The 23843-nt window shown below is 52.5% G+C and carries 23 protein-coding genes; 19 read left to right on the top strand and 4 right to left on the bottom strand.

What is annotated here, in order from left to right:
- Positions 1–9: 9 nt before the first annotated feature.
- The 14 genes from asnB to idi all read left to right on the top strand — a co-directional run bounded on the left by asnB (position 10) and on the right by idi (position 13167).
- Positions 10–1872 carry an asparagine synthase (glutamine-hydrolyzing) gene (asnB, locus tag Q4E93_RS26285; RefSeq protein ID WP_303590452.1) on the top strand — a complete coding sequence of 621 codons (1863 nt, stop codon included), beginning with the start codon at positions 10–12 and terminating at the stop codon, positions 1870–1872.
- The gene (locus Q4E93_RS26280; protein WP_303590450.1) at positions 1866–2864 is read left to right on the top strand and encodes a Gfo/Idh/MocA family protein; all 999 of its coding nucleotides are present in this window, start codon (positions 1866–1868) and stop codon (positions 2862–2864) included. The genes asnB and Q4E93_RS26280 overlap by 7 nt, the downstream gene beginning before the upstream one ends.
- The gene (locus Q4E93_RS26275; RefSeq protein WP_303590448.1) at positions 2861–3325 is read left to right on the top strand and encodes an acyltransferase; all 465 of its coding nucleotides are present in this window, start codon (positions 2861–2863) and stop codon (positions 3323–3325) included. The genes Q4E93_RS26280 and Q4E93_RS26275 overlap by 4 nt, the downstream gene beginning before the upstream one ends.
- Positions 3322–4491, top strand: a complete 1170-nt coding sequence (locus Q4E93_RS26270) for a glycosyltransferase (protein WP_303590446.1) — start codon at positions 3322–3324, stop codon at positions 4489–4491. Before Q4E93_RS26275 ends, Q4E93_RS26270 begins: the two co-directional genes overlap by 4 nt.
- Complete coding sequence (locus Q4E93_RS26265; protein WP_303590444.1) at positions 4491–5669, top strand: glycosyltransferase family 4 protein; 1179 nt, start codon at positions 4491–4493, stop codon at positions 5667–5669. Before Q4E93_RS26270 ends, Q4E93_RS26265 begins: the two co-directional genes overlap by 1 nt.
- Entirely contained in the window at positions 5648–6205 is a 558-nt protein-coding gene (locus Q4E93_RS26260; RefSeq protein WP_303590442.1) for a WcaF family extracellular polysaccharide biosynthesis acetyltransferase, read from the top strand. Before Q4E93_RS26265 ends, Q4E93_RS26260 begins: the two co-directional genes overlap by 22 nt.
- A complete protein-coding gene (locus Q4E93_RS26255; protein ID WP_303590440.1) occupies positions 6202–6948 on the top strand; it encodes a glycosyltransferase family 2 protein in 747 nt (248 codons plus the stop codon). Before Q4E93_RS26260 ends, Q4E93_RS26255 begins: the two co-directional genes overlap by 4 nt.
- A gap of 3 nt (positions 6949–6951) precedes the next feature.
- Positions 6952–8067: a GDP-mannose 4,6-dehydratase gene (gmd, locus tag Q4E93_RS26250; protein WP_303590439.1), complete on the top strand. Its 1116-nt coding sequence runs from the start codon at positions 6952–6954 to the stop codon at positions 8065–8067.
- Entirely contained in the window at positions 8060–9148 is a 1089-nt protein-coding gene (locus Q4E93_RS26245; protein ID WP_303590437.1) for an acyltransferase family protein, read from the top strand. Before gmd ends, Q4E93_RS26245 begins: the two co-directional genes overlap by 8 nt.
- A 4-nt stretch (positions 9149–9152) precedes the next feature.
- Complete coding sequence (gene fcl, locus Q4E93_RS26240; protein ID WP_303590435.1) at positions 9153–10082, top strand: GDP-L-fucose synthase; 930 nt, start codon at positions 9153–9155, stop codon at positions 10080–10082.
- Positions 10083–10122: 40 nt separating this feature from the next.
- Entirely contained in the window at positions 10123–10860 is a 738-nt protein-coding gene (locus Q4E93_RS26235; protein WP_303590434.1) for a tyrosine-protein phosphatase, read from the top strand.
- A 73-nt stretch (positions 10861–10933) separates the two neighbouring features.
- Positions 10934–11812 carry a MerR family transcriptional regulator gene (locus tag Q4E93_RS26230; protein WP_303590433.1) on the top strand — a complete coding sequence of 293 codons (879 nt, stop codon included), beginning with the start codon at positions 10934–10936 and terminating at the stop codon, positions 11810–11812.
- A 306-nt stretch (positions 11813–12118) separates the two neighbouring features.
- Positions 12119–12619 carry an RNA polymerase sigma factor gene (locus Q4E93_RS26225; protein ID WP_303590431.1) on the top strand — a complete coding sequence of 167 codons (501 nt, stop codon included), beginning with the start codon at positions 12119–12121 and terminating at the stop codon, positions 12617–12619.
- Complete coding sequence (idi, locus tag Q4E93_RS26220; protein WP_303590429.1) at positions 12619–13167, top strand: isopentenyl-diphosphate Delta-isomerase; 549 nt, start codon at positions 12619–12621, stop codon at positions 13165–13167. The genes Q4E93_RS26225 and idi overlap by 1 nt, the downstream gene beginning before the upstream one ends.
- Positions 13168–13189: 22 nt before the next feature.
- Here idi and Q4E93_RS26215 read toward each other — a convergent pair whose 3' ends face one another.
- The 3 genes from Q4E93_RS26215 to Q4E93_RS26205 form a co-directional block, all read right to left on the bottom strand.
- The gene (locus tag Q4E93_RS26215) at positions 13190–13693 is read right to left on the bottom strand and encodes a hypothetical protein (RefSeq protein ID WP_303590427.1); all 504 of its coding nucleotides are present in this window, start codon (positions 13691–13693) and stop codon (positions 13190–13192) included.
- A gap of 120 nt (positions 13694–13813) precedes the next feature.
- On the bottom strand, positions 13814–16639 hold the full coding sequence (carB, locus tag Q4E93_RS26210) for a carbamoyl-phosphate synthase large subunit (RefSeq protein WP_303590426.1): 2826 nt from the start codon (positions 16637–16639) through the stop codon (positions 13814–13816).
- 198 nt (positions 16640–16837) lie between these two features.
- The gene (locus Q4E93_RS26205) at positions 16838–17053 is read right to left on the bottom strand and encodes a hypothetical protein (protein ID WP_303590424.1); all 216 of its coding nucleotides are present in this window, start codon (positions 17051–17053) and stop codon (positions 16838–16840) included.
- A 293-nt stretch (positions 17054–17346) separates the two neighbouring features.
- Here Q4E93_RS26205 and Q4E93_RS26200 point away from each other — a divergent pair, with 293 nt between their 5' ends.
- Both Q4E93_RS26200 and bcp read left to right on the top strand, forming a co-directional pair.
- Positions 17347–19131 (top strand): M23 family metallopeptidase, encoded by a 1785-nt coding sequence (locus tag Q4E93_RS26200; protein ID WP_303590422.1) that lies wholly within the window; start codon positions 17347–17349, stop codon positions 19129–19131.
- Positions 19132–19134: 3 nt separating this feature from the next.
- Positions 19135–19602 carry a thioredoxin-dependent thiol peroxidase gene (bcp, locus tag Q4E93_RS26195; protein ID WP_303590420.1) on the top strand — a complete coding sequence of 156 codons (468 nt, stop codon included), beginning with the start codon at positions 19135–19137 and terminating at the stop codon, positions 19600–19602.
- An 87-nt stretch (positions 19603–19689) separates the two neighbouring features.
- On the opposite strand, the gene Q4E93_RS26190 is transcribed toward bcp, so the two are convergent.
- The gene (locus tag Q4E93_RS26190; RefSeq protein ID WP_303590418.1) at positions 19690–20430 is read right to left on the bottom strand and encodes a biotin--[acetyl-CoA-carboxylase] ligase; all 741 of its coding nucleotides are present in this window, start codon (positions 20428–20430) and stop codon (positions 19690–19692) included.
- Between the two features lie 152 nt (positions 20431–20582).
- Here Q4E93_RS26190 and rsfS point away from each other — a divergent pair, with 152 nt between their 5' ends.
- The 3 genes from rsfS to Q4E93_RS26175 all read left to right on the top strand — a co-directional run bounded on the left by rsfS (position 20583) and on the right by Q4E93_RS26175 (position 23840).
- On the top strand, positions 20583–20984 hold the full coding sequence (gene rsfS / locus Q4E93_RS26185) for a ribosome silencing factor (protein ID WP_303590416.1): 402 nt from the start codon (positions 20583–20585) through the stop codon (positions 20982–20984).
- A 122-nt stretch (positions 20985–21106) separates the two neighbouring features.
- Positions 21107–23188, top strand: coding sequence for an ATP-dependent zinc metalloprotease FtsH (gene ftsH / locus Q4E93_RS26180; protein ID WP_303590414.1), 2082 nt, complete (start codon positions 21107–21109; stop codon positions 23186–23188).
- A 13-nt stretch (positions 23189–23201) separates the two neighbouring features.
- Entirely contained in the window at positions 23202–23840 is a 639-nt protein-coding gene (locus tag Q4E93_RS26175; protein ID WP_303590412.1) for a LutC/YkgG family protein, read from the top strand.
- Positions 23841–23843: the final 3 nt, after the last annotated feature.

The following is a 23843-nucleotide window of genomic DNA, read 5'->3' as shown; positions in this document are numbered from 1 at the left end:
TTTTTTATAATGTGTGGCATTGCAGGTGTTTTGTATTTTTCCAATAAGCCCGTGGACAAAGCTGTCATCCGCCGGATGACGGATGGCATGGCCCATAGGGGGCCCGATGCGGATGGCTTCTACGATGGTTATGAGCTGGGGCTTGGTCACCGGCGTCTGTCCATCATCGATCTCTCTACTGCCGCGAACCAGCCTTTCGCGGACAATTCGGGGCGATATACCATGGTCTTCAACGGGGAAATGTACAATTACCAGGAAGTAAGGGCGAAACTTCCTGAATACGCTTTCCGGACCACGGGGGACACGGAGGTGCTGATCGCCGCGTATGCCAAATGGGGGGCCGACTGTCTGCAGCATTTCCGTGGCATGTTTGCCTTTGCCATCTGGGATCACCAGGAAAAGGAAATGTTTGTCGCCCGGGACAGGCTGGGCGTGAAGCCTTTTTATTATTTCCTCGATAGCGAAAAGTTCCTTTTTGCATCCGAGACGCGCGCCATACTGGCTTCGGGCGCCGTGCCACGAAAAGCTGACCCTGCGGCGATGGCCGATTTTTTCAGCTATCAATCCGTCTCCTTCCCGCATTCGATGATCGCCGGTATACGGCAATTGGAAGCGGGCAGCTGGATGCGGATCAAAGAGGGCCGGACAACTACCCGGGTCTACTGGAAAGTGACGGGTAATCCCGTGGATTTTGATTTCGGCAACCGCAAAAAAGTCCAGGAGAAGATAAGAGCGCTGATGCTGCAATCGGTGAAGAGAAGGCTGGTGAGCGATGTGCCGGTAGGCGCTTTTCTGTCCGGCGGCATCGACTCCAGTGCGGTGGTAGGGCTGATGGCGGAAGCCGGGGATGACAAACCCAATACCTTCAATATTTATTTTTCTGAAAAAGAATTTGATGAATCCGCCTATGCGGAGATGGTGGCCGCTAAATTCAACACGAATCATACACGTATATTATTAAAGCCGGAAAGCTTCCTCGACGAGCTACAGCATGCGCTGGATGCCATGGATACACCCAGCGGGGATGGGGTCAATACTTATGTTGTTTCCAAAGTCATCCGGCAGAAAGGCATGACGGTGGCGTTGTCGGGCGTAGGGGGGGACGAGCTGTTCGCCGGCTATCCATATTTTTCCCAATATCTGCAGCTGCGGCAGAAAGACTGGCTGTGGAAGCTGCCGCGTTTTATCCGGAACCTGGCGACCATCGGTCAGCCGGCCGGCTCGAGGAAACAACGGATGCAGCAGCTGCTGCGCCAGGAAAGCGGTAGCATCGACAAGGCATATCCGGTCTTCCGGCAGATAATTACCCCGGAGTTGATGCGCCGGCTGACGCGCGACGAGGCGTTCACAGCGCCGACAAGTCTTGCAACCTTTCTTGTTTCACATAAAGAGGAGCTGCAGCAGCTGCCCCTGCTGAGCCAGGTGTCTGCAGCGGAATACATGGGCTATACCCAGCATACCTTATTAAAGGATACGGATCAGATGAGCATGGCGGTCTCCCTGGAAGTGCGGGAGCCATTTTTCGACCAGGACCTGGTGGAATTTGTCCTGGCCGTACCTGACGAGCTGAAGAAACCCACGTACCCCAAGAGCCTGCTGGTAGAATCCCTCCATCCCCTGCTGCCGGACGAGATCGTCCATCGTAAAAAACAAGGCTTTCTCTTCCCCTGGGACACCTGGCTCCGGAATGAGCTGCGATCCTTTGGAGACAAACATATCCGCAATATGGCGGAACGGTCATTCATAGATGCCGATCAGCTCCTGCAGTACTGGAAGCGTTTTCTTTCCGGAGACAAAAGTACCCGGTGGAGCGAGCTTTGGCTGTTCATCGTGTTGGAATACTGGCTGGAAAAGAATGGTGTCTCATGCTGAACTTCGCCGTCATAGGATGCGGCGCCATCGGCAGCCGGCATGCCCGGCAGGCTGCTGCTTTCGGCAGGCTGAAGGCCGTATGCGATGTGGTGGAGGAACGATCGGCCCGGATTGGGGAAAGGTATGGTGCATGTCATTATACCCGGATTGAAGACCTGCTGGATGCCGAACAAGACCTGAATGTCGTCGCCATCTGTACCCCTAATGGTTTGCATGCGGCACATACTATCCTGGCATTGGAGGCAGGCTTTCACGTACTATGTGAAAAGCCAATGGCCCTCAGCTCTAATGACTGCCGGCAAATGATCGGGGCGGCCGAAAAGGCTGGTAAAACCCTTTTCGTTGTAAAGCAGAACAGGTTCAACCCACCGGTGGTCGCTGTGAAGAAAATGCTGGACGAAGGGCGGCTGGGGCGCGTTTACAGCGTACAGGTCAACTGCTGCTGGAACAGGGAAGGCGCCTATTACCGGGACTCCTGGCATGGCACCCGCGAGCTGGACGGCGGCATTTTATATACACAATTCAGTCATTTCGTCGATCTGCTGTACTGGCTGATCGGAGATGTGAGGGAAGCCGTTGGCTTTTCTGATAATTTCTCACACCAGGGTTGCGTCGATTTCGAAGATACGGTGGTCTCCTCGTTGCGCTTTGACAGCAGCGCGCTTGCTTCCCTTCACTTCACCATCAACAGCCACAGGAAGAATATGGAAGGCTCGTTAGTGATCGTTGGCGAAAAAGGAACCGTAAAGATCGGCGGGCAATATCTCAATACACTGGAGTACCTGTCTATCGAAGGAGAAGAGCGGGTGGATCTTCCGGCAGGTAATCCTGCAAATTCCTATGGCGACTACCAGGGATCCATGTCCAATCATGACAAGATGTATGGCCATGTCGTCGACGTGCTGACAAACGGGGCGCCTAATCTCTTTGGAGGTAGCGAAGGCTTAAAAACAGTAGAGATCATCGAAAAGATATACCAGGCGGCAAAATGACACCGAAGATCCTCCATATCGGCATCGTGGAAGTGCAGTTTGGCGAAGATGTCACCATCGTGGAGCCCGTGAATCTTTATCGCTGTACGATAGAGGACCACGCGTTCATCGGACCGTTTGTGGAAGTGCAGGCGAACGTCCGGATCGGCAGCCGGAGCCGTATCCAATCCCATAGCTTCATCTGTGAAGGCGTCACCATCGGACAGTCCTGTTTTATCGGGCATGGCGTGATGTTCGTCAACGATACCTTTTCGACGGGCGGACCTGCGGGAGATAGGGAAAAGTGGAAGCCCACTTTTATAGGGGACAGGGTGTCCATTGGCTCCAATGCCACGATCATGCCGGTGACCATCTGCAGCGATGTCGTCATCGGTGCGGGCGCCGTGGTCACCAGGGACATCGATGTTCCCGGTATTTATGCCGGTAACCCGGCGAGATTTTTAAGAGCCATCCATTCATGAACATAGATCAGCGCAGAAAGATATTGGTATTTGCGGATTGGTACGAGCCCGGCTTTAAAGCAGGCGGACCGATCCGGAGCTGTGTGAACTTTGTCCGGTATATGCGGGAAGATTACCTGCTCTATGTTTTTACCACCGACAGGGACCTGGGCTCTACGGCCCCTTATGAGGGGATCAGGACTGACGTCTGGTCGGGTGCCGCTCATCCCCATGTTCAGATCTATTACTGCTCCCCCGCAAAGCTGACCTGGGGAAATATAAAGCAACAGCTGAAGGATCTGCAGCCTGATTTTATTTATCTCAACAGCATGTTCTCTACGCCCTTCACGATCTATCCCCTGCTGATAGCGCAGCTCCACGGCCTGAAAGGCAATATCGTCCTTTCGCCGAGAGGAATGTTAAGGGCAAGCGCCTTACGGTTCAAACCGTTGAAGAAACAGGTGTTCCTGAAGTTATTCCGCTGGACCGGGTTGTACCGTCCGCTGTCCTTTCATGCATCGGACACCACCGAGTTACAGGATGTGCAGCTGCATTTCGGCCGCAAGGCCAGGGTGTCCCTGATCTCCAATTTTCCTGCTGCGCCGCCGGAAACGCTGCGGCCTGTGGAAAAACTGGCCGGCGAGCTTTCCATGATCTTTGTTGGCCGGATCCATCCCATTAAGAACCTGGATTTCCTGCTTAAAGTACTGAAAGATGTGAGGGGCAGGGTCCGGCTGACCATTGTCGGCAGCCTGGAGGATAAGAGCTATTGGGAAGTATGCGATCAGCTGATCCACCAGCTGCCGGGTAATATCGCCGTGTCGTATGCCGGCGAAATACCCAACCAGGAGCTACCTGTCCTTACCAATGCGCATCATATCTTCGTCCTGCCTACCATGGGTGAGAATTTCGGACACGCCATCTTCGAGTCCCTTTCCCTCGGAAGGCCCGTGCTGATCAGCGACCAGACGCCCTGGCGGAACCTGGCAGCAGCCCGTGCGGGATGGGACCTGCCGCTGGATCAACCGGACCTGTTCAGGCAGGCCATTGAAGAAGCCGCAGGATTTGGACAGGAGGAATACAACAGATGGAGCCAGTCTACGTTTACATTCGTGCAGGAACTGATCGCCCAGTCGACCCTGCAAAAGGATTATCTAAAATTATTTAGCCGACAGCCTGGAAGTTGATGAAAAAGCTAGCAATTGTCACCAGTCATCCCATTCAATATAATGCGCCTTTGTTCCAACTACTGGCGGCTCGCGGAAAGGTGGAGATCAGGGTTTTTTACACCTGGGAACAGTCCGGGCAGGGGGCAAAATACGATCCTGATTTCGGGAAGAAGATCGAATGGGACATTCCCTTGCTGGAAGGATATGCATATACTTTTGTAAAGAATACGGCTAAGGATCCCGGCAGCCATCATTTTGGCGGCCTGGTGAATCCGACCCTGCCTAAGGAGATCGCATCATGGCAGGCTGATGCTGTATTGGTATTCGGCTGGAGCTTCCACAGCCATCTCCGCTGTATGCGGCATTTTCATGGCAAGGTGCCTGTAATATTCAGGGGCGACTCTACCCTGCTGGACGAGGTCCCGGGCATCCGGCGGCGGATCAGGCGGTTGCTGCTCCGATGGGTGTACAGCCACGTGGATCATGCCCTGTATGTGGGAACGAACAATAAGCAATATTTCCTGGCCCATGGCCTGAAGGAAAAGGAATTGGTTTATGCGCCGCACGCAATAGACAATCATCGATTCGCCGTGCCGGACGATGTCTATAGCCGGCAGGCGGCCGACAAGCGGTTGCAGCTTGGGATAAAGGAAGATGACCTTGTGCTGCTTTTTGCAGGAAAGCTGGAGCCAAAGAAGAACCCCTTCTTTCTCCTGGAGCTGGCCCGGCGGATAAGCGATCCCCGGTTGAAGGTGCTCATCGTCGGAAATGGCGTTTTGGAAGAGGAGCTAAAGCAGGCCGCGGGCGCCGATGCAAGGATCCTGTTCCTGGATTTTCAAAACCAGCAGCAAATGCCCGTCATATACCGTATGGGCGATATCTTTGTGCTACCTTCCAGGGGACCGGGCGAGACCTGGGGCCTGGGCGCCAATGAGGCCATGGCCAGCGGATGCGCCTTATTGCTGTCCGACAAAGTGGGCGGTGCTGTTGACCTGGTGGATGAAGGACGGAATGGACTGATCGTTGGATCGGAAGATCCGGAAAAAGGCCGGGAATGGGTAGAGGGCCTCCTTGCAGACAGGGTCTTGCTGGGGCGCATGAAAACAGCTTCCAGACACCACGTTCTTCGCTTTTCTTATGAGGCGATTGCCTGGGCCATAGAAAACATTATGACATGGAAGCAAGCAAACAGGTGAACCTGGCCATATACCGGACAACGATCCGGATCGGGGCTTCCCGCTTCCGGCAGGTGAGCTGGTATTTCGTGAATATACTGTTCTTCAAAAATCCGTTGGTTGTCCTCTCGTCTGCCAAAAGGGCCCTGCTGCGCTTGTTTGGCGCAAAGGTCGGCGCGGGTGTGGTGATCAAGCCTTCCGTGAATATAAAGTTCCCCTGGAAGCTGCGGATCGGCGATCATTCATGGATCGGGGAGGGCGTGTGGATCGACAATTTATCGGATGTGGTGATTGGAAACCATGTAGCGCTGTCGCAGGGATGCCTGCTATTGACAGGCAGCCACGACCACAGGAAAGAAACATTCGATTTCCTGACGGCGCCCATTACCCTGGAGGATGGGGTGTGGATCTGCGCCAGGGCTACCGTGCTGGGGGGAACTACCTGCCGGAGCCATAGTATCTTAACGGCCAATTCAGTGTCGGGTGGCGACCTGGACCCTTATACTATTTATAAGGGAAACCCCGCCACTGCGATCAAAACGAGGACTATACTGTGAAAATATCTATCATCACCGCCACGTTCAACAGCGCCGCCACGGTCAGCGACACGCTTACCTGTATCCGGAGGCAACGGTATGCTGATGTGGAGCACATTATAGTAGATGGCAGGTCCACGGACAAGACGCTGGAGATCGTTTCACAATTTTCGCATGTGGCGAAGATCATCTCCGAGAAGGACAAGGGGATCTATGACGCCATGAATAAGGGTATCGGCATGGCTACGGGCGATGTGGTGGGTATACTGAACTCCGACGATATGTATACTGATCCGGAGGTGCTGTCCGAAGTGGCGAAGGCCTTCCTGGACCCGAAAGTGATGACGGTGTATGCCGACCTGCAATATGTGCATGCCGACAACCCGGACAAGGTCCTCCGGACCTGGCATTCGGGAGCATACAGGAAAAGAAATTTTTATTTCGGCTGGATGCCTCCCCACCCTACTTTTTTTGTCCGGAAGGAAGTGTATGACCGGGCGGGGTATTTTAATCTAAGTCTCCGGAGCGCCGCCGACTATGAGTTGATGCTCAGGGTATTGCTTAAACACGATTTCTCCGCACACTATATTCCCCGGGTGATCGTGAAGATGCGGGCCGGCGGAATGAGCAATGCGTCACTGGGCAACAGGCTCCGTGCGAATAAGGAAGATAGATTGGCCTGGAAATTGAATGAATTAGAACCGTATTTTTTCACGCTTTATATCAAACCGTTAAGAAAGATTCACCAATATATAATCAAGTAAATTATGGCAAAAGTCGCGTTAATTACGGGCGTCACCGGACAGGATGGAGCCTACCTGAGCGAGCTGCTTTTAAAAAAAGGGTATATCGTACATGGCATCAAGAGAAGGTCCTCTCTTTTCAATACGGACAGGATCGATCATCTTTACCAGGACCCACATGAAAAAAATGTCCACTTTCATCTTCATTACGGCGACTTGACGGACAGCACGAACCTGATCCGCATCATCCAGGAGACGCAGCCGGACGAGATATATAACCTGGCGGCGATGAGCCATGTGCACGTGAGCTTCGAGACACCGGAATATACGGCCAATGCCGATGGCATCGGAACATTGCGGATACTGGAGGCAGTACGGCTGCTGGGTCTTACGAAAAAGACGAAGATCTACCAGGCGTCCACTTCGGAATTATACGGACTGGTACAGGCGGTGCCGCAAAGCGAGACCACTCCTTTTTATCCAAGGAGCCCCTATGCAGTGGCCAAGCTCTATGGTTACTGGATCACGGTGAACTACAGGGAAGCGTATAAAATGTATGCGACCAATGGGATCCTTTTCAACCACGAATCGCCCCTGCGCGGTGAAACCTTCGTCACCCGTAAGATCACCCGCGGAGTAGCCAAGATCGCCCTGGGGCTGCAGGATAAGATATATCTGGGTAACCTGGATGCCCGTCGTGACTGGGGGCATGCAAAGGACTATGTGGAGGCCATGTGGCGCATACTTCAGCAGCCGGAGCCGGAGGATTTTGTCATTGCCACCGGCGTGACAACGCCTGTGCGTGAATTTGTGCGGATGGCTTTTGCCGAAGTGGGGATCGAAGTGGAATTCAAGGGCAAGGAAGAAAAAGAAGTGGGCATCGTCGTCGCCAGCACCAATCCTGACTTCATCGTAGAAGTGGGCAAAGAAGTGGTAGCCGTGGATGCGCGTTATTACCGCCCCACGGAAGTGGACCTGCTGATCGGCGATCCCACGAAGGCGCATCAAAAGCTGGGCTGGAAGCCAAAGTATGATCTTCCCATGCTGGTGAAGGAGATGGTGAATTCGGATGTACAGCTGTTCCGGAAGGAAAAGATATTAAAAGAGTCCGGGTTTAACATCAAAAATCAATATGAATAAAAGAATCGGCAGTATCGATGGGTGGCGAATTATTGCCGCCATGGGAGTATTGTATGCTCACACCTGGAGCGCTTTCAATACTCCGGCATTCAAGGTAGGCGGTATCGATGTCATGCAGATCCTCAATTTATGGGGGTCCGGCGTGCATCTGTTCTTCGTGATAAGCGGCTTTTGCTTCTACCTGGTCCTTTCCAAACAAGAGACGTATAATTTCCAGACGGCAATAGCTTTCTGGAAAAAAAGATGGCTGCGGATAGCGCCGGCATTTTATGTAGCCTGTACGATATTTGCATTGGCCCATTACGCATGGTTCCCGCATAATCTGCCGTACAGGCTTTTCTTCAATTTTATTTTCCTGCAGAACCATATTCCCAATGCGGAGATCGAAGGAATATTCTGGTCATTGGCGGTAGAATGGCATTTTTACCTGTTGTTGCCCCTGATCTTTGTCCAGATCAACAGGATAGGCATCCTGCGAACAGTTGGCTTGCTTTTTGGCATCCATCTATTCCTGAACCTATTGCATTATAAAGGAATCTTTATGCCGGGAGACGCGTGGTGGTACACTATATTTTGCAATATCGGGCACTTTGGCTGGGGAATATTGATGGGGTACTTTTTCGCCACGCAGAAAAAGGTGCCTTTTTTCTCCAATTGGTGGAGCATATTTGCCGGGTTTGTGATCGCTTATACGGGAAAATTGTTCTTTTACTCGGGGTTTGTAGCCAGAATGCATTCGGCAGGCTTTATCTTTCAGAGCATCGGTCCATTGCTGATGACAATGGGCTTTGCTTGTATGATCTATTCCTGTCTTGAAAACAATACCTTGTCCCGGATCTGGGGGAACAGGTATTTCGCCGGTCTTGGCCGGATCTCTTACAGTTTTTATCTTTGGCACAATTTCATGCTGGAGATCATTTTTACCCACTTTGGAAAATATATGCCCCAGAATGCTGCCGGGGTGTTCTTAACAATATTGCTTGTCCTTGTCGTACTTATTCCTGTCAGTTTTATAAGTTATAAACTGTTTGAATCATTTTATTTTCGACGCCAATTAAATTTAGGAGCCAGAAGAGGATAACAATATGCAACAAAACGATAAGATCTATGTAGCCGGCCATCGTGGAATGGTTGGCTCGGCCATCACCCGGAAATTGAAGAAGGAAGGGTTCTCGAACTTTGTGGAAAGGACCTCCAAAGAGCTGGATCTGCGGAACCAGGCGGCCGTGCATGCTTTTTTCGAAAAAGAGCGCCCGGACCATGTTTTCCTGGCTGCGGCAAAGGTGGGAGGTATTCTCGCGAATAATACGTACCGGGCCGAATTCCTGTATGACAACCTGATGATCCAAAATAACATCATCGATGCGGCTTACCGGGCAGGCGTAAAAAAACTGATGTTTTTGGGGTCATCCTGTATCTACCCCAAGCTGGCGCCTCAGCCGTTGAAAGAGGATTCGCTGCTCACCGGGGAGCTGGAGCCGACCAATGAGCCGTATGCCATCGCCAAGATCGCCGGCATCAAGATGGCTGACGCCTACCGGTCGCAGTACGGCTGTAATTTCATTTCGGTGATGCCTACGAATCTCTATGGGCCCAATGACAATTACGATCTGAACAATTCTCATGTTCTTCCCGCACTTATCCGTAAATTCCATGAAGCAAAGAAGATGGGGGAGCCTTCGGTCGTACTGTGGGGCACGGGCAAGCCGCGCCGGGAGTTCCTTCATGCGGACGATCTGGCGGACGCGTGTTATTTCCTGATGCAGCAATATAATGAACCGGGATTTGTGAACATAGGCACGGGAGAGGACCTGGAGATCGGTGAGCTGGCCCAGCTGATCAAAAGGATCGTAGGTTATGAAGGGGAGGTAAAGCACGATCTTTCCAAGCCGGACGGAACGCCCCGGAAATTGATGGATGTGAACAAATTGCATAAGCTGGGTTGGAAGGCCTCCATCAGCCTGGAGGATGGCATCCGGAAGGTATACGAGGATTTTAAGAGGGATAATCCCTGAGGAGAGATTTTCAGAGAACGCTAAAATTCAATCATGATCAGTGTTTACATTTTTTAAAAGATCCGGCGCTTATATCCCGGACTTCAGCGGGATCGGCTGCGACATGCATTCCCATTTGATCCCCGGCATCGATGACGGGGCGAAGGATATGGAGGATTCACTCCAGCTGATAAGAGGGCTGGTCGATCTCGGCTATCATAAGCTGATCACTACCCCGCATGTGCTGTCGGACTATTATCCGAATACGCCTGCTACCATCGGGGAAGGGTTCCAGGCGGTGCAGGCAGAGCTTCGCCGCCAGGATATGACCCTGGAGTTCCGGGCTGCGGCGGAATACCTGATGGATGAACATTTCACTGATCTGCTGGAGACGGATCAGCCCCTGCTGACCTTGAAGGACAAAATGGTGCTGGTGGAGCTGTCATTTGCTGTTCCGGCCATTAATCTAAAGGATACCCTGTTCCATATTCAGCTGAAGGGTTACCAGCCTGTCCTGGCCCATCCGGAGCGGTATCTGTATTTCGGGGCTAACAAGAGCTGGTATGACCAGCTGAAGGATGCCGGCTGTCTTTTTCAGCTTAATTTATTGTCACTCAAGGGCTATTATGGCAAAGGCTCCCAGGAATTAGCCCAATACCTGATCAAAAAGAAATATGTCGACCTGCTGGGGACTGATCTGCACCACCAAAAGCACCTGGAAAACCTCCGTAGCGCCCGCATTGAAGATGCGGTGAAGAAGCTGCTCGACACCGGAATGATCCGGAATTACACCTTTTAGCCAATTCCAAAAAGTTCATATATTGCCCTTCAAAGCATAAACAAGCTTGCCGCTTCTCTTGTAATAACAGGGTATGAACGTTTTTACGATAAAGGATCTGGAAAATCTATCCGGCATCAAAGCGCATACGATCCGGATATGGGAGCAGCGGTATTCTTTTCTGAAGCCCTGTCGTACGGAGACCAATATCCGTTATTATTGCAGCGAGGAGCTGAAGAGGGTGCTGCATATTTCGTTGCTGAACAAATATGGCTACAAGATCTCGCAGATCAACAAGATGAGCGAGCAGGAGCTGAAGAACAGGATCTTTTCACTTTCCGATGCCGAAGCGCTCCAGGAGAAACTGGTGAATGAGCTGATCGCTCATATGATCGACCTGGACACTGTGTCATTCGAGCGGTTATTGGATGGCTACGTCCTTGGCCATGGGATCAACCGGACCATTTCCCAGATCATCTTCCCCTTTTTGCACCGCATCGGCCTGCTGTGGCTTACCAATCATGTCCATCCTGCCCAGGAGCACCTGGTATCCAATATCATTCGTCAGAAGCTGATCGTAGGCATAGAAAAAGCTGTGCCATTCCGGCAGGCGTCCCGGACGGTGCTGCTCTTTCTCCCGGAGGGTGAGCACCACGAGCTGGGGTTGCTGTATGTACATTACCTGCTGCGGACCCACGGGGCTGGGGTGCTTTACCTGGGGGCGGATATGCCCCTGAAGGACGTGACGTTCGTCAGTAAACACAAGCGCCCCGATTACCTGTATACACATCTCACGGGTATTACCGGCAGTTTCAACCTCGAGAAATTCCTTTCCCAGGTCAGGCAGTGTATCCCGGATATCCCCCTGGTGATCTCCGGTCAGCTGGCCAGGAACCATCTTCGCCCAATACCGGCCGGGATCCATTGCAAGCGGAGCCTTCCGGAAGTACAGGAGTTTATCGCTACGCTTTGATCTTCAATGTGGCAGAGGCTGTCTGCAGGTCTGTCAGCGCTTTTTTCCTCGATTTCCCGCCTTTTTACCTCTTTCGTCAGCCTTTCCCCTTATTTGGCAGTCTTTTTTTTCCTTACCGGCGATCTCGCCGAAGAGGCCTTGTTTTTGCATATTATTCGCAGTAACCAATGCACACAGAAAGGGTGGGAAATAAATCATTGATCTTTCGGCAGTTGTTTTTTTAACTAAACCATTGGACACGAATTATTGTCCTGCATCCGTTTTGTGTTTAAATTTGGGTAGAACTTTATTAAACAATTTTATAACATGGCCACAGTAGAATTCAACCAACTTTTGGTCAATAATGCGGAGTTTTTGAAGCCCTTTGCCATCACTTTGACCCGTGATTCCGAGGCGGCCAAGGACTTATTCCAGGAGACCTTATTCCGGGCCTTAGCTAATAAGGATAAATATAATGTCGGCACCAATATAAAGGCCTGGCTATATACGATCATGCGGAATATCTTCATCAACAATTACCGCCGTAAAGCCAAACAGAATACCATTTTTGATAGTACGCCCAATGATTTCCTGTTAAACTCCGCCCAGCTGGCAGTGCCCGGGGCGGTGGAGAGCAATCTGCGGGTGAAAGATATCCAGACGGCGATCCACAAGCTGCCGGAGATATTCCGTAATCCTTTCCTGCTGTATTTCGACGGATTTAAATACCACGAGATCGCGGATATGTTACAGGAGCCGCTGGGCACCATCAAGAGCCGCATTCACTTTGCCCGTAAATTATTGAAATCGCAAATTCAGCGATTCTAATGTCTAATTGCCCGGGTACTATGCTGGAAGAAGTGATCCTGGTAAACGAGCTTGACGAGCCCCTGGGAGTAATGGAAAAAATGGAAGCTCATCGAAAAGCCCTGCTTCACAGGGCTTTTAGCGTTTTTATCTTCAACTCAAAAAAGGAAATGCTTTTACAGCGCAGGTCGCCGGGAAAGTATCACAGCGCGGGGCTCTGGACCAATGCGTGCTGCAGCCATCCCCGACCGGGAGAAGACACCTGCCAGGCTGCCCGTCGCAGGCTTTCGGAGGAGCTGGGCTTTACAACAGCATTAGAGAAGGTATTCGACTTCACCTATAAATCCACCTTTGACAATGGGCTTACGGAACATGAGTTCGATCATGTGTTCGTGGGATATTATGACCTGGAAGTTCATCCTAACCCTGAAGAGGTAAGTGAATACCGGTTTGTTTCGCCGGAAGCGATCAAGGCGGATCTGGCTGTGCACCCCGCGCATTATACCAGCTGGTTTCACCTGGCTTTTCCGTTGATCGGCGAGTGGACCAAAAGAAACAGGGAACCATAAAGGGTAGTGCTAAGCGCGCTGCTTATTCGCAGAGCTGGATGGTTTCCGTGCTTTCGGTGGTCATCTGGAATTTTATCACCTTGCCGGCCGCCCCGGCGACATTGTAGTGCAGTATCAGCGTGCCGTATTGCATGTCGTAGGCCTCCCACAGATCATCCTTCATCCTGGGGTTGCCCAGGGTTTTGAAAAGACTGCCTCTTTTGGAGCCCAGGAGGGGAATGCTGCATTTGCCCACGAATTTGGCGCTGATCTCTATGTAATGTCTTTTTGTGTAGAAGGAGACGTCCTTATCCTTGTAAAATATGGCGGGGCCGCATTTGGCCTCCGGCGATGATTCATCTACCGCGCTGGTAAAGCAGGGGATCCTGCCTTTTATCTCCGCCCATCCATAGTTGGGCTTCTGGTCATTCACGGTGCCGTTCAGCACATCCACATAAAGGTCGGGGCATTTTACTTTTGCTTTCAGCTGGCCCATGGCAGTCGTTACTGTGATCAGGGAAAGGGTCAAAACGAGTAGTTGCTTCATAAGTATTTATGGCGTTTAGCTATGGGCTTCTACTGCAAATTCCTTGCTAGAGTTGCAGTTTTCCACTTTGGGGAATAATTCCAAAAAGTAAACGGCCACCCTGGGGATGGCCGTCTGTATTTATTTGCTGAGATACATACTTCTGTCTTTGTACAGCTGTCTGAAATAGGGGTCCCGCAAGTCTTTGACGAAGCGGATGGCCTCGCCCGTGGACTTCATTTCGGGCCCCAGCTCCTTATTCACGCCGGGGAATTTGTTGAAGCTGAAGACGGGCTCTTTGATGGCAAAGCCTTTCAGCTTTTTCTCAAATTTGAAGTCCGTCAGCTTATGCTGGCCTATCATGATCTTGGTGGCGACGTTGAGATAAGGGATCTGGTAGGCTTTGGCGATAAAAGGTGTTGTCCGGGAGGCGCGGGGGTTGGCTTCGATGACGAATACCTTTCCGTCCTTGACGGCAAACTGGATATTGATCAACCCTTTTATATTCAGGGCACGGGCGATCTTTTCCGAATAATATTCCAGGGTGGTCACTTCCAGGGGGGTGAGGTTGAAAGCGGGCAGGACGGCATTGCTGTCTCCGCTGTGGATACCTGCCGGCTCGATGTGTTCCATCACGCCCATCACATGGAAGTTCTCACCGTCGAAGATGGCGTCCACTTCGGCTTCCTGGCAGCGGTCGAGGAAGTGGTCGATGAGGATCTTATTGCCGGGAATATGTTTCAGCAGGCTTACCACGGCTTTTTCCACTTCTTCGTCGTTGATGACGATGCGCATGCGCTGACCGCCGAGTACGTAGCTGGGACGGACCAGGACGGGATAGCCGACCCGGTTGGCCACCTGGATGGCTTCATCGACGTCGAAGGCGGTGCCGTAGTCGGGGTATGGGATGCCCAGCTCTTTCAGCATGTCGCTGAAGCGGCCCCTGTCCTCTGCGATGTCCATGCTGTCGAAGGAGGTGCCGATGATCTTAATGCCTTTCTTATCCAGGCGCTCCGCCAGCTTGAGGGCCGTCTGACCACCCAGCTGAACGATGACCCCATCGGGCTTTTCATGCTCGATGATCTCCCAGAGATGTTCCCAGTAGACGGGCTCGAAGTAGAGCTTATCGGCGATGTCGAAGTCAGTGGAGACGGTCTCGGGGTTGCAGTTGACCATGATGGCCTCGTAGCCGCATTCTTTAATGGCCAGCAGTCCGTGTACACAGCAGTAATCGAACTCGATGCCCTGACCGATGCGGTTGGGGCCTGAACCCAGGACGATGATCTTCTTCTTATCGCTGACCTTGCTTTCGTTGGCGTGTCCTCCTTCGAAAGTGGAGTAGAAATAGGGCGTTTTCGCTTCGAATTCCGCCGAGCAGGTATCTACCATTTTATAGACGCGGGTAATGCCCAGGGCCTTTCTTTTTTCGTACATCTGATCTTCCGTGCCGGAGTTCATGATGCGGACGATCTGGTCGTCGCTGAAGCCCTGCCGTTTGGCCGTCTGCAGCAATTCGGTGGGGAGGGTATCAATTTTATATTTGGCCAGCTCCTTCTCGGTGTTGCAGATCTTCTGGATCTCATAGAGGAACCAGCGGTCGATGCCGTTGGTGGCTTTGGAGATGGTGCCCACGGAAATGCCGGCCATCAGCGCATCCTTAATGCGGAAGATGCGGTCCCATTTCGGGGTCTTAATATATTCCAGGAGCTCTTCGGCGTGCATAAGGCTCTTGCCATAATAGCCCAGTCCCACGGCATTGTTCTCCAGGCTCTGGCAGGCTTTCTGCACGGCCTCGGTGAAGCTGCGGCCGATGGCCATGACCTCTCCTACGCTCTTCATCTGCAGGCCCAGGGTGTCATTGGCGCCTTTGAACTTGTCGAAGTTCCAGCGGGGTATCTTCACGATGACATAGTCCTGCACGGGCTCGAAGTAAGCGGAGGTGGTGCCTGTGATCTGGTTCTTCAGCTCATCGAGGGTGAACCCGATGGCCAGCTTGGCTGCGATCTTGGCGATGGGATAGCCTGTCGCTTTGGAAGCGAGGGCCGAAGAACGGCTTACCCGCGGATTGATCTCGATGGCGATGATCTCTTCGGTTTTGGGGTTGAGGGCGAACTGTACGTTGCAGCCGCCGGCGAAGTTGCCCAGGTCGCGCATCATCATGATGGCGGTGTTGCGCATCAGCTGAAAGGCAGTATCGCTGAGGGTCATGGCGGGCGCCACGGTGATGGAATCGCCTGTGTGCACGCCCATGGGGTCGAAGTTCTCCACGGTACAGATGATGACCACGTTGTTGTTGGCATCGCGCAGGAGCTCCAGTTCGAACTCTTTCCATCCCAGGACGGCCTGCTCTACCAGCACCTCATGGATGGGAGAGGCCTGTAGCCCCCTGTTCAGCGCTTCGTCGAGGTCGTCCTTATCATGAACAAAGCCGCCGCCTGTGCCGCCCAGGGTAAAGGAGGGGCGGATCACCAGGGGGAAACCTATGTCCTGTGCGAACTCTTTCCCTTCCAGGTAGGAGTTGGCTGTTTTGGCCGTGGCGACAGGTACGCCCAGCTGGATCATCCACTGCCGGAATTTTTCCCTGTCTTCGGCCTTGTCGATGGCTTTGATGTCGACGCCGATGAGGCGGACCCCATATTTCTCCCAGATACCGAGGTCTTCTGCTTCCTTGGCCAGGTTGAGGGCCGTCTGGCCGCCCATGGTGGGCAGTACGGCGGTTATTTTGTTTTCTTCCAGGATCTGTTCGATGCTTTCCACGGTCAGCGGTAGCAGGTAAACCTTGTCGGCCATCATCGGGTCTGTCATGATCGTCGCAGGGTTGCTGTTGATCAGGATGACCTGTACCCCTTCTTCCCGCAAACTGCGGGCGGCCTGGGTGCCGGAGTAATCAAATTCACAAGCCTGGCCAATAACGATAGGACCGGAACCGATGATAAGTACGCTGGTGATCGAGGAATCTTTGGGCATGTTGGAAAAAATATAAAATTGCGCGAAGTTACGGCAGTGAGGCAAATTTTCCCGATTATTTTATTTCTTTCTGTGTGTGGCGGCCGAGAGCGGCCAGGGTAACCCATGGGAAGGTTAAAAATGCATTAAATGTCTGGTGGACGGGCAAAAAAAATCCGCCTTCAGGCGGATGCGTCTGAATTATAGTATAATTAACTACTAATTGTTGTGATAGGCAGCCAGCTCGATGTCGTCAAGCAGCACGCCGCCTTTCCGGGCAATCGACTTCCGTTCGGCCATCTGGCGACGGTTGTCGTACTTGCTTTTCAGCCGGAAGACCCATTTCTGCTTGGCTTCTTCGCCTTTCAACAGACCGATGACACCTCCTACGGTGACGGCTGCGAAAACTACCATTTTGTTTTTAACCCCTTTCATGACGGTGACTTTATATCCTGGAAAAGTATTCTGATCATAAGACAATATTTCTAAGCCAAAAGCTGTACCAAATTTCAAAAAAGTCCTTCCCTATTAGTAGTATTTTTTCAGGATGGCCGACCTTGACTGATGGAGAATTACTTAGTACCCAAACACCCGGCCGGATCAGGTATATATACGCAGAGAAGATGCATTGGGATTTAACAGCAATGGTTCTTTTTTGTTCAAAAACGGGACGGATTTTCTTGTTTCGGGATAGAAGGCGGTACTTCGGTTCGACTAACTTTGCCTGTATGAAGCATCTACTGATCGTCGCGGCTGCCTTTTACCCTTTTTTATGTTTTGCGCAAGATCTTCCTTCCTCCGGCTATCCTGTGGGCTATTTCCGCAACCCGCTGGACATCCCTATCAAGCTGGCGGCGAATTTTGGCGAGCTCCGGGCCAATCACTACCATATGGGGCTGGACATCCGCACGCAGCAGAAGGAGAACCTGCCTGTGATGGCGGCGGCTGACGGCTACATTGCCAAAGTGGTGATCGAGCCGGCGGGGTTTGGCCAGGCCATCTATATCCGGCACCCCAACGGCTATACCACGCTGTATGCCCACCTGAATAAGTTCTTTCCGGCATTGGCGGCCTATGTCAGCGGCTGGCAGTACAGGACGGAGTCCTGGCAGGCGTCCATCGATATTCCCGCTGACCTCTTCCCTGTGAAGAAAGGCGAGCTGATCGCCTACAGCGGCAATACCGGCGGCTCCCAGGGGCCCCACCTGCATTTCGAGATCCGGCGTACCGCCGACGACACCAATCTGAACCCCCTGTTATTCGGCATGCCTGTGCCGGACAACGTACCGCCCGTCATTCTTCGGTTAGCCATCTATGACAGGTCGCTCAGCACCTATGAGCAGTCGCCGCAGATGTGGCCTGTGATCAGGACTTCGGAGGGAGGCTTCCGGCTGAAGGATAGCCTGGTCGTGGTGACGGCATCCCGGGTAAGCTTTGCCATATCGGCCTTTGACAGCCAGTCCGGCTCCGCCAATCCCAATGGGATCTTCCAGGCCAGCCTCCAGGAGGACGGCGTGCTGCTGACGGCATTCGAGATGAATAACATCAGCTACAACGATACCCGCAAGATCAACGGTCACGTCGACTATAGGACGAAGGAGAAAGGCGGCCCCTGGCTGCAGCACCTGTCCCGGTTGCCGGGGCAAAACGCGCCCTGCATTTACCAAACGGTTGCTGTCGCGGCGGCTGCTCCCGACTTTGCCCACCGGCTTACGCGCCCGGCGACCGACGGCGTGATCGATCTCAGCGACGGCATCCCGCATGCTATCCGTATAACCGTGAAAGATGCCGCTGGCAACACCACCGTGCTGCATTTCCAGGTGCAATATCGTCCTTCTCCCGTGGTGTCGATCATCAGCTCCCCATTGGCCGGGAAGGTCTTTTTTCCGGGTATGCTGGATGGATATGAGGCGGAGGGCGTTGCCTTTTATGTGAGTGAAAAAGCGTTGTATGATTCGGTGCACATCGGATGCAGCATCATTGACTCCGCGCCAGGCAGGCCCTCCCCGGTGTATGCCATCGGCAGCACCGTGATACCGTTGCAGGAGCCTTTGCTCGTGAGGATCAGGTCGGCCAGGGTCAGCAAGGACAGGGTGGTGATGCTGCGTAAGGAAGGGATTAAAAAAGAGGCTGTGCGCCCGGAATGGCTGGGAGATTGGGCTTCCGCCCGTTTCCGGGAGTTTGGGGATTTCTGTCTGGTGGAGGACAAGCTGCCTCCTGTCATTACGCCTATTGGTATACGTGATGGGGCTGTCCTCCGTAAGGTCAGCCGGATCGCTTTCCGGGTGAAAGACGACCTGGGCGGGATTCGGGGCTTCCGTGCCGAATTGGACCCGCCAGCGGACGGACCGGGTGGAAAAGGCGGACACTGGCTTTGCTTTACCAATGACAAGTACCTGGATTTTATTTATATATTGGACGGGCATTGCCCTGCCGGCAAGCATGTGCTGAAAGTGACGGCGGAAGACGTAGCAGGCAACCGTACCATTAAAGAATACCGATTTACAAGATAAACTATGACTCATTTACAGGAAGGAGACAAGGCCCCGGCTTTCACGGGGAAAGACCAGGATGGGAAGAAAGTTTCCTTATCCGACTACAAAGGCAAAAAGGTAGTGCTGTATTTCTATCCCGAGGATGATACGCCCACCTGTACGGTGCAGGCGTGTAACCTGAGGGATCATTATGCGTTGTTGAAAAAGGCGGGTTTTACCATTCTCGGCATCAGCCCGGACGAGGAGAAGAAGCATAAGAAGTTCGAGGGAAAATATGATCTGCCTTTTACCCTCGTGGCGGATCCCGGGCATACGATCATCGATAAGTATGGCGTCTGGGGCGAGAAGCTGCTCTACGGCCGCCGGTATATGGGATTGCATCGCACTACGTTCCTCGTCGATGAAAAGGGCATTATCCGTAAGATCTTTCTGAAGCCTAAAAGCAAGCAGCACGCGGAGGAGATCCTGAAGGCCTGGTCGGAGCTTTAAAGCTGCAAGCTACAAGCCATCAGCTGCAAGCCATAATACCTATAATACGCCACTTGTAGCTGGACGCTTGAAGCTTGTAGCTCCATGTTAAAGCACCCATTCCACTTCCCCAAAAGAGAAATGCCTTTCCAGCACGTCCTGGGTGATGAGTTCGCCTGTTGGGGTGACCCCTTTCACTACTGTTGAGAATACGGCCTGGTCCTTTTTAAGCCGAACGGGTTGGTCCCGCCGGTAGAGGCGATCGTTGTATTGCCGCAACAGGTCGCCTGCGTTACCCTGGATGAGCTCCTGGTAGCGCAGCTCCAGGAAGGTCCCCAGCTCACGCGCCAGGGCGGGGGCATCGAAGCTTTGCCCGGTGATCTGCCGCAACGAAACGGGGTTACGGGCAGTTTCCGGGAAAAGGGTCTGGTTGATATTGATGCCGGTGCCTGCAATGGCATAGGCCCATTGGTCCCCTTTGAAGCTGTTTTCGATGAGGATGCCTCCTGCCTTTCTGTCACGCCAGTAGAGGTCGTTGGGCCATTTAATAGCTGTATCGGCTGCGCCTGCATAGCGGCTGAAAAGGTCATGGCAGGCAAGCGCAACGGCGGCGCTGAGGGCAAATTGTTGTATAATAGGCAGATTAGCAGGCTCTAAGACTGTGCTGAGGATGATATTTTCACCCGGAGTGCTTGTCCAGCGCTTGCCGCGCTGGCCTTTTCCGGCCCATTGATCATGGGCGAAGAACATGGCCCCATGAGAGGCCATTCCCGCATGCACCTGGGCCATGGCATAGTTGTTGGTGCTATCCACTGATCCTAATTCAATAAAAGAGTGCCCGATAGACAAAATGTACTATTTTTGGAATGAGGGGCGCGGGTTAAATAACGCGCTCGCAGCGACTGGACAAAATTAAACCCTGCTTCTCACAATAATTTGATTTGCCGACATTTAAAATATAATTTATCACAAAAACGTTTTGATTATTGGAACAGCTTTCTATGTTAGCTACCCGGAAACGCAATAGTGTAGCCAGATTAACGAGGAATTCGAAAATCTTTAAAACCATCATACAGGCCATTCAGGAGAAAAAAGGAGAAGAGATTGTTTCCCTTGATTTGCGGAAGATCCCCGAAGCTGTAGCGGACTTCTTCATTGTTTGTGAAGCCGGGAGCAGTACGCAGGTGAAAGCGATTGCCGATCATATAGAAGAATCCACGAAGAGCAACTGCGGTGAACTCCCTTATGCGCACGAGGGAAGACAGACCCTCCAATGGGTATTGATCGATTATGTCAACGTCGTCATACATGTCATGCTGCCGGAAAGCCGCCGGTTCTACAAACTGGAAGACATGTGGAGCGATGCACCCCAGGAAAAACACACCGATCAGCATACCAGGTAAGAGAAAAGCCCCGGATACCGACAATTTAACAGGATATTTTACCGTTTACTGGGTTTTTTTTGAACATTTTCGTCATATAGTTCTTATATTATAATTAGCAAAAACAACACGGACAAATACAAATGCCACAGGAAGATTTGAAACAAAACGATAAGTCTGGCTTTCCGCGGTTCAGGCCCAGGGGAGATGACGACAACGGTTCGAGAAAAGGCCCTAAGTTCAGTATCTACTGGATCTGGGGGATCATCGCGGCCGTACTGATCGGCTTCAACCTGTTCGGGGGCCTTTCTCCCGACGCTCATCAGGTGGACGAACTGGATTTCAGGAGGGACATGCTGGCCAACGGAGATGTACAAAAGCTTGACCTGATAAGCAATAAGCAGCTGGTACGGGTGTATATCAAGAAAGATTCTTTGCAGAAACCTTATTATGCCAATAAATTGAAGGGCAGCTGGCCCAGCGGCGTCAACAAGGATGGCCCCCAGTTCGAGTTCAAGGTGACGGACGTAAAGGAATATGAAAAGATATTGCGGGACTACTTTGTGAAGAATCCACAGCTGGAGATATCCGTCAACTCCAAATCGGAAGGAGAATGGTTCGGCCCCCTGCTTAATTTTTTACTACCCCTGCTGATCATTGTACTGATATGGGTGATGCTCATGCGGAAGATGGGCGGGCAGGCCGGCAGCGGCGGGCCCGGCGGGATCTTCAACATCGGCAAGTCCAAGGCAACGCTCTTCGACAAGGGCACGAAGGTGACCATTACCTTCAACGATGTAGCCGGCCTGGACGAAGCGAAGGTGGAAGTGATGGAGATCGTCGACTTTTTAAAGAATCCCAAGAAATATACGGCCCTGGGTGGTAAGATACCCAAGGGAGCGCTGCTGGTGGGTCCTCCGGGAACGGGTAAGACCCTTCTTGCGAAGGCCATGGCCGGGGAAGCGCAGGTGCCTTTCTTTTCCATGAGCGGCTCTGACTTTGTGGAGCTGTTTGTGGGTGTAGGCGCCAGCCGGGTAAGGGACCTGTTCAAGCAGGCACGGGAAAAAGCGCCTTGCGTCATCTTTATCGATGAGATAGACGCCATTGGCCGTGCGAGAGGTAAGAATGCCATCATGAGCAATGATGAAAGGGAAAGCACCTTGAACCAGCTGCTTGTGGAAATGGATGGTTTCGGAGGCGATAGCGGGATCATTGTCCTGGCGGCCACCAACCGTCCCGATGTACTGGATACGGCGCTGCTGCGTCCAGGCAGGTTTGACAGGCAGATCTCCATAGACAAGCCCGACCTGAAAGGCCGTGAAGCGATCTTCAAAGTACACCTGAAACCGATCAAGATCTCCAGCAAGCTGGATATCCATAAGCTGGCCGAGCAGACCCCGGGGTTTGCGGGCGCAGATATCGCCAATGTATGTAACGAAGCCGCCCTGATCGCCGCCCGTAAGGGGAAGGATAATGTAGAGATGGAAGACTTCCAGGATGCGGTGGACAGGGTTATCGGCGGATTGGAAAAGAAGAACAAGATCATCTCTCCCGACGAGAAGAGGATCATTGCATACCACGAGGCCGGTCACGCGATCTGCGGCTGGTACCTTGAGCATGCTTACCCGCTGTTGAAGGTGACCATCGTCCCCAGGGGAGTTGCCGCGCTGGGTTATGCGCAATACACGCCGAAAGAGCAATATCTCTATAACACGGATCAGCTGTTCGACCAGATCTGTATGACGCTGGGCGGACGCGCCAGCGAAGAGCTGAATTTCGGAAAGATCTCTACGGGCGCACAGAATGACCTGCAGCAGATCACCAAGATCGCTTATTCCATGGTCACTGTATACGGGATGAACGAAAAAGTAGGGAATGTGAGCTTTTATGATCCGCAGGCGGAGAATACATTCACCAAGCCCTATTCCGAAGAGACTTCCCGTATGATCGACGAGGAAGTGCGCAACCTGATCGAAAAGGCGTACGAAGCTACCAAGAGCCTGCTGACCAGCAAGGACAGGGAAATGAAGATCCTGGCCGAAGCGCTCCTGGATAAGGAAGTCCTTTTCCAGAGCGATGTGGAAGCCCTCATCGGCAAACGTCCTTACGAGGAAAAAAGGCTGCTGGACGTCGAAGATCATTCCCGTGAAGGTCTGCAGCCTGGCGATAGCAATGGCGTGCCTCCGGCGGTAGTGGTACCCCCGACGGCGGAAGAAGTCAAATAAACAGCGTTGTGATATGAAAGTGTCCTCCGCGAAGGAAAATATTCTAAAAAAGATAAGGCAGGCGTTGAGTCAATCAACGCCTATTCCTTTTCCGCAAAGTGAAGGCCATCATTCTGTCTTTACACCGGCGACGCAGGACCCCGAGATCGAGTTTGCGGAGCAGTTCACCAAATTGCAGGGTAAGTTCATCTTTTGCGTGGACCATCGTGAGCTGGCGGACCAGCTGAAGGCGTTGGTTGTTCATAGCGATCTGACGAAGCTCTACTGCCGTGAGGACCAGCTGAAGGCCCTGCTGAAGGAGCATGCTTTCGATGCTTTTTCCCCGGTGGAGCTGAAAGACTGCGATGCGGCCGTCACCACTTGCGAGTTGCTGATCGCCAGGACGGGCAGCATTGTCATGAGCGCCGGGCAGGTGAGCGGGCGTACCGTCAGCGTGTACGCGCCCATCCATATCTGCATCGCCTATACCGATCAGCTGGTGTATGACATCCGGGATGGTCTTGTAGCGTTGAAGGAAAAGTACCAGGGGCAGCTGCCTTCCCTGATCACTTTTGCAACGGGTCCCAGCCGCACGGCGGACATAGAAAAGACGCTGGTGGTAGGCGTACATGGCCCGAAAGAAGTTTACCTGTTTTTGGTAGACAGGCATTAAATT

Source organism: Flavitalea plasmicola (genome assembly GCF_030546645.1).
Lineage (GTDB): Bacteria > Bacteroidota > Bacteroidia > Chitinophagales > Chitinophagaceae > Puia.
Note: the sequence above shows the minus strand (reverse complement) of the source record. Positions and strands in the feature narration are given on the sequence as shown.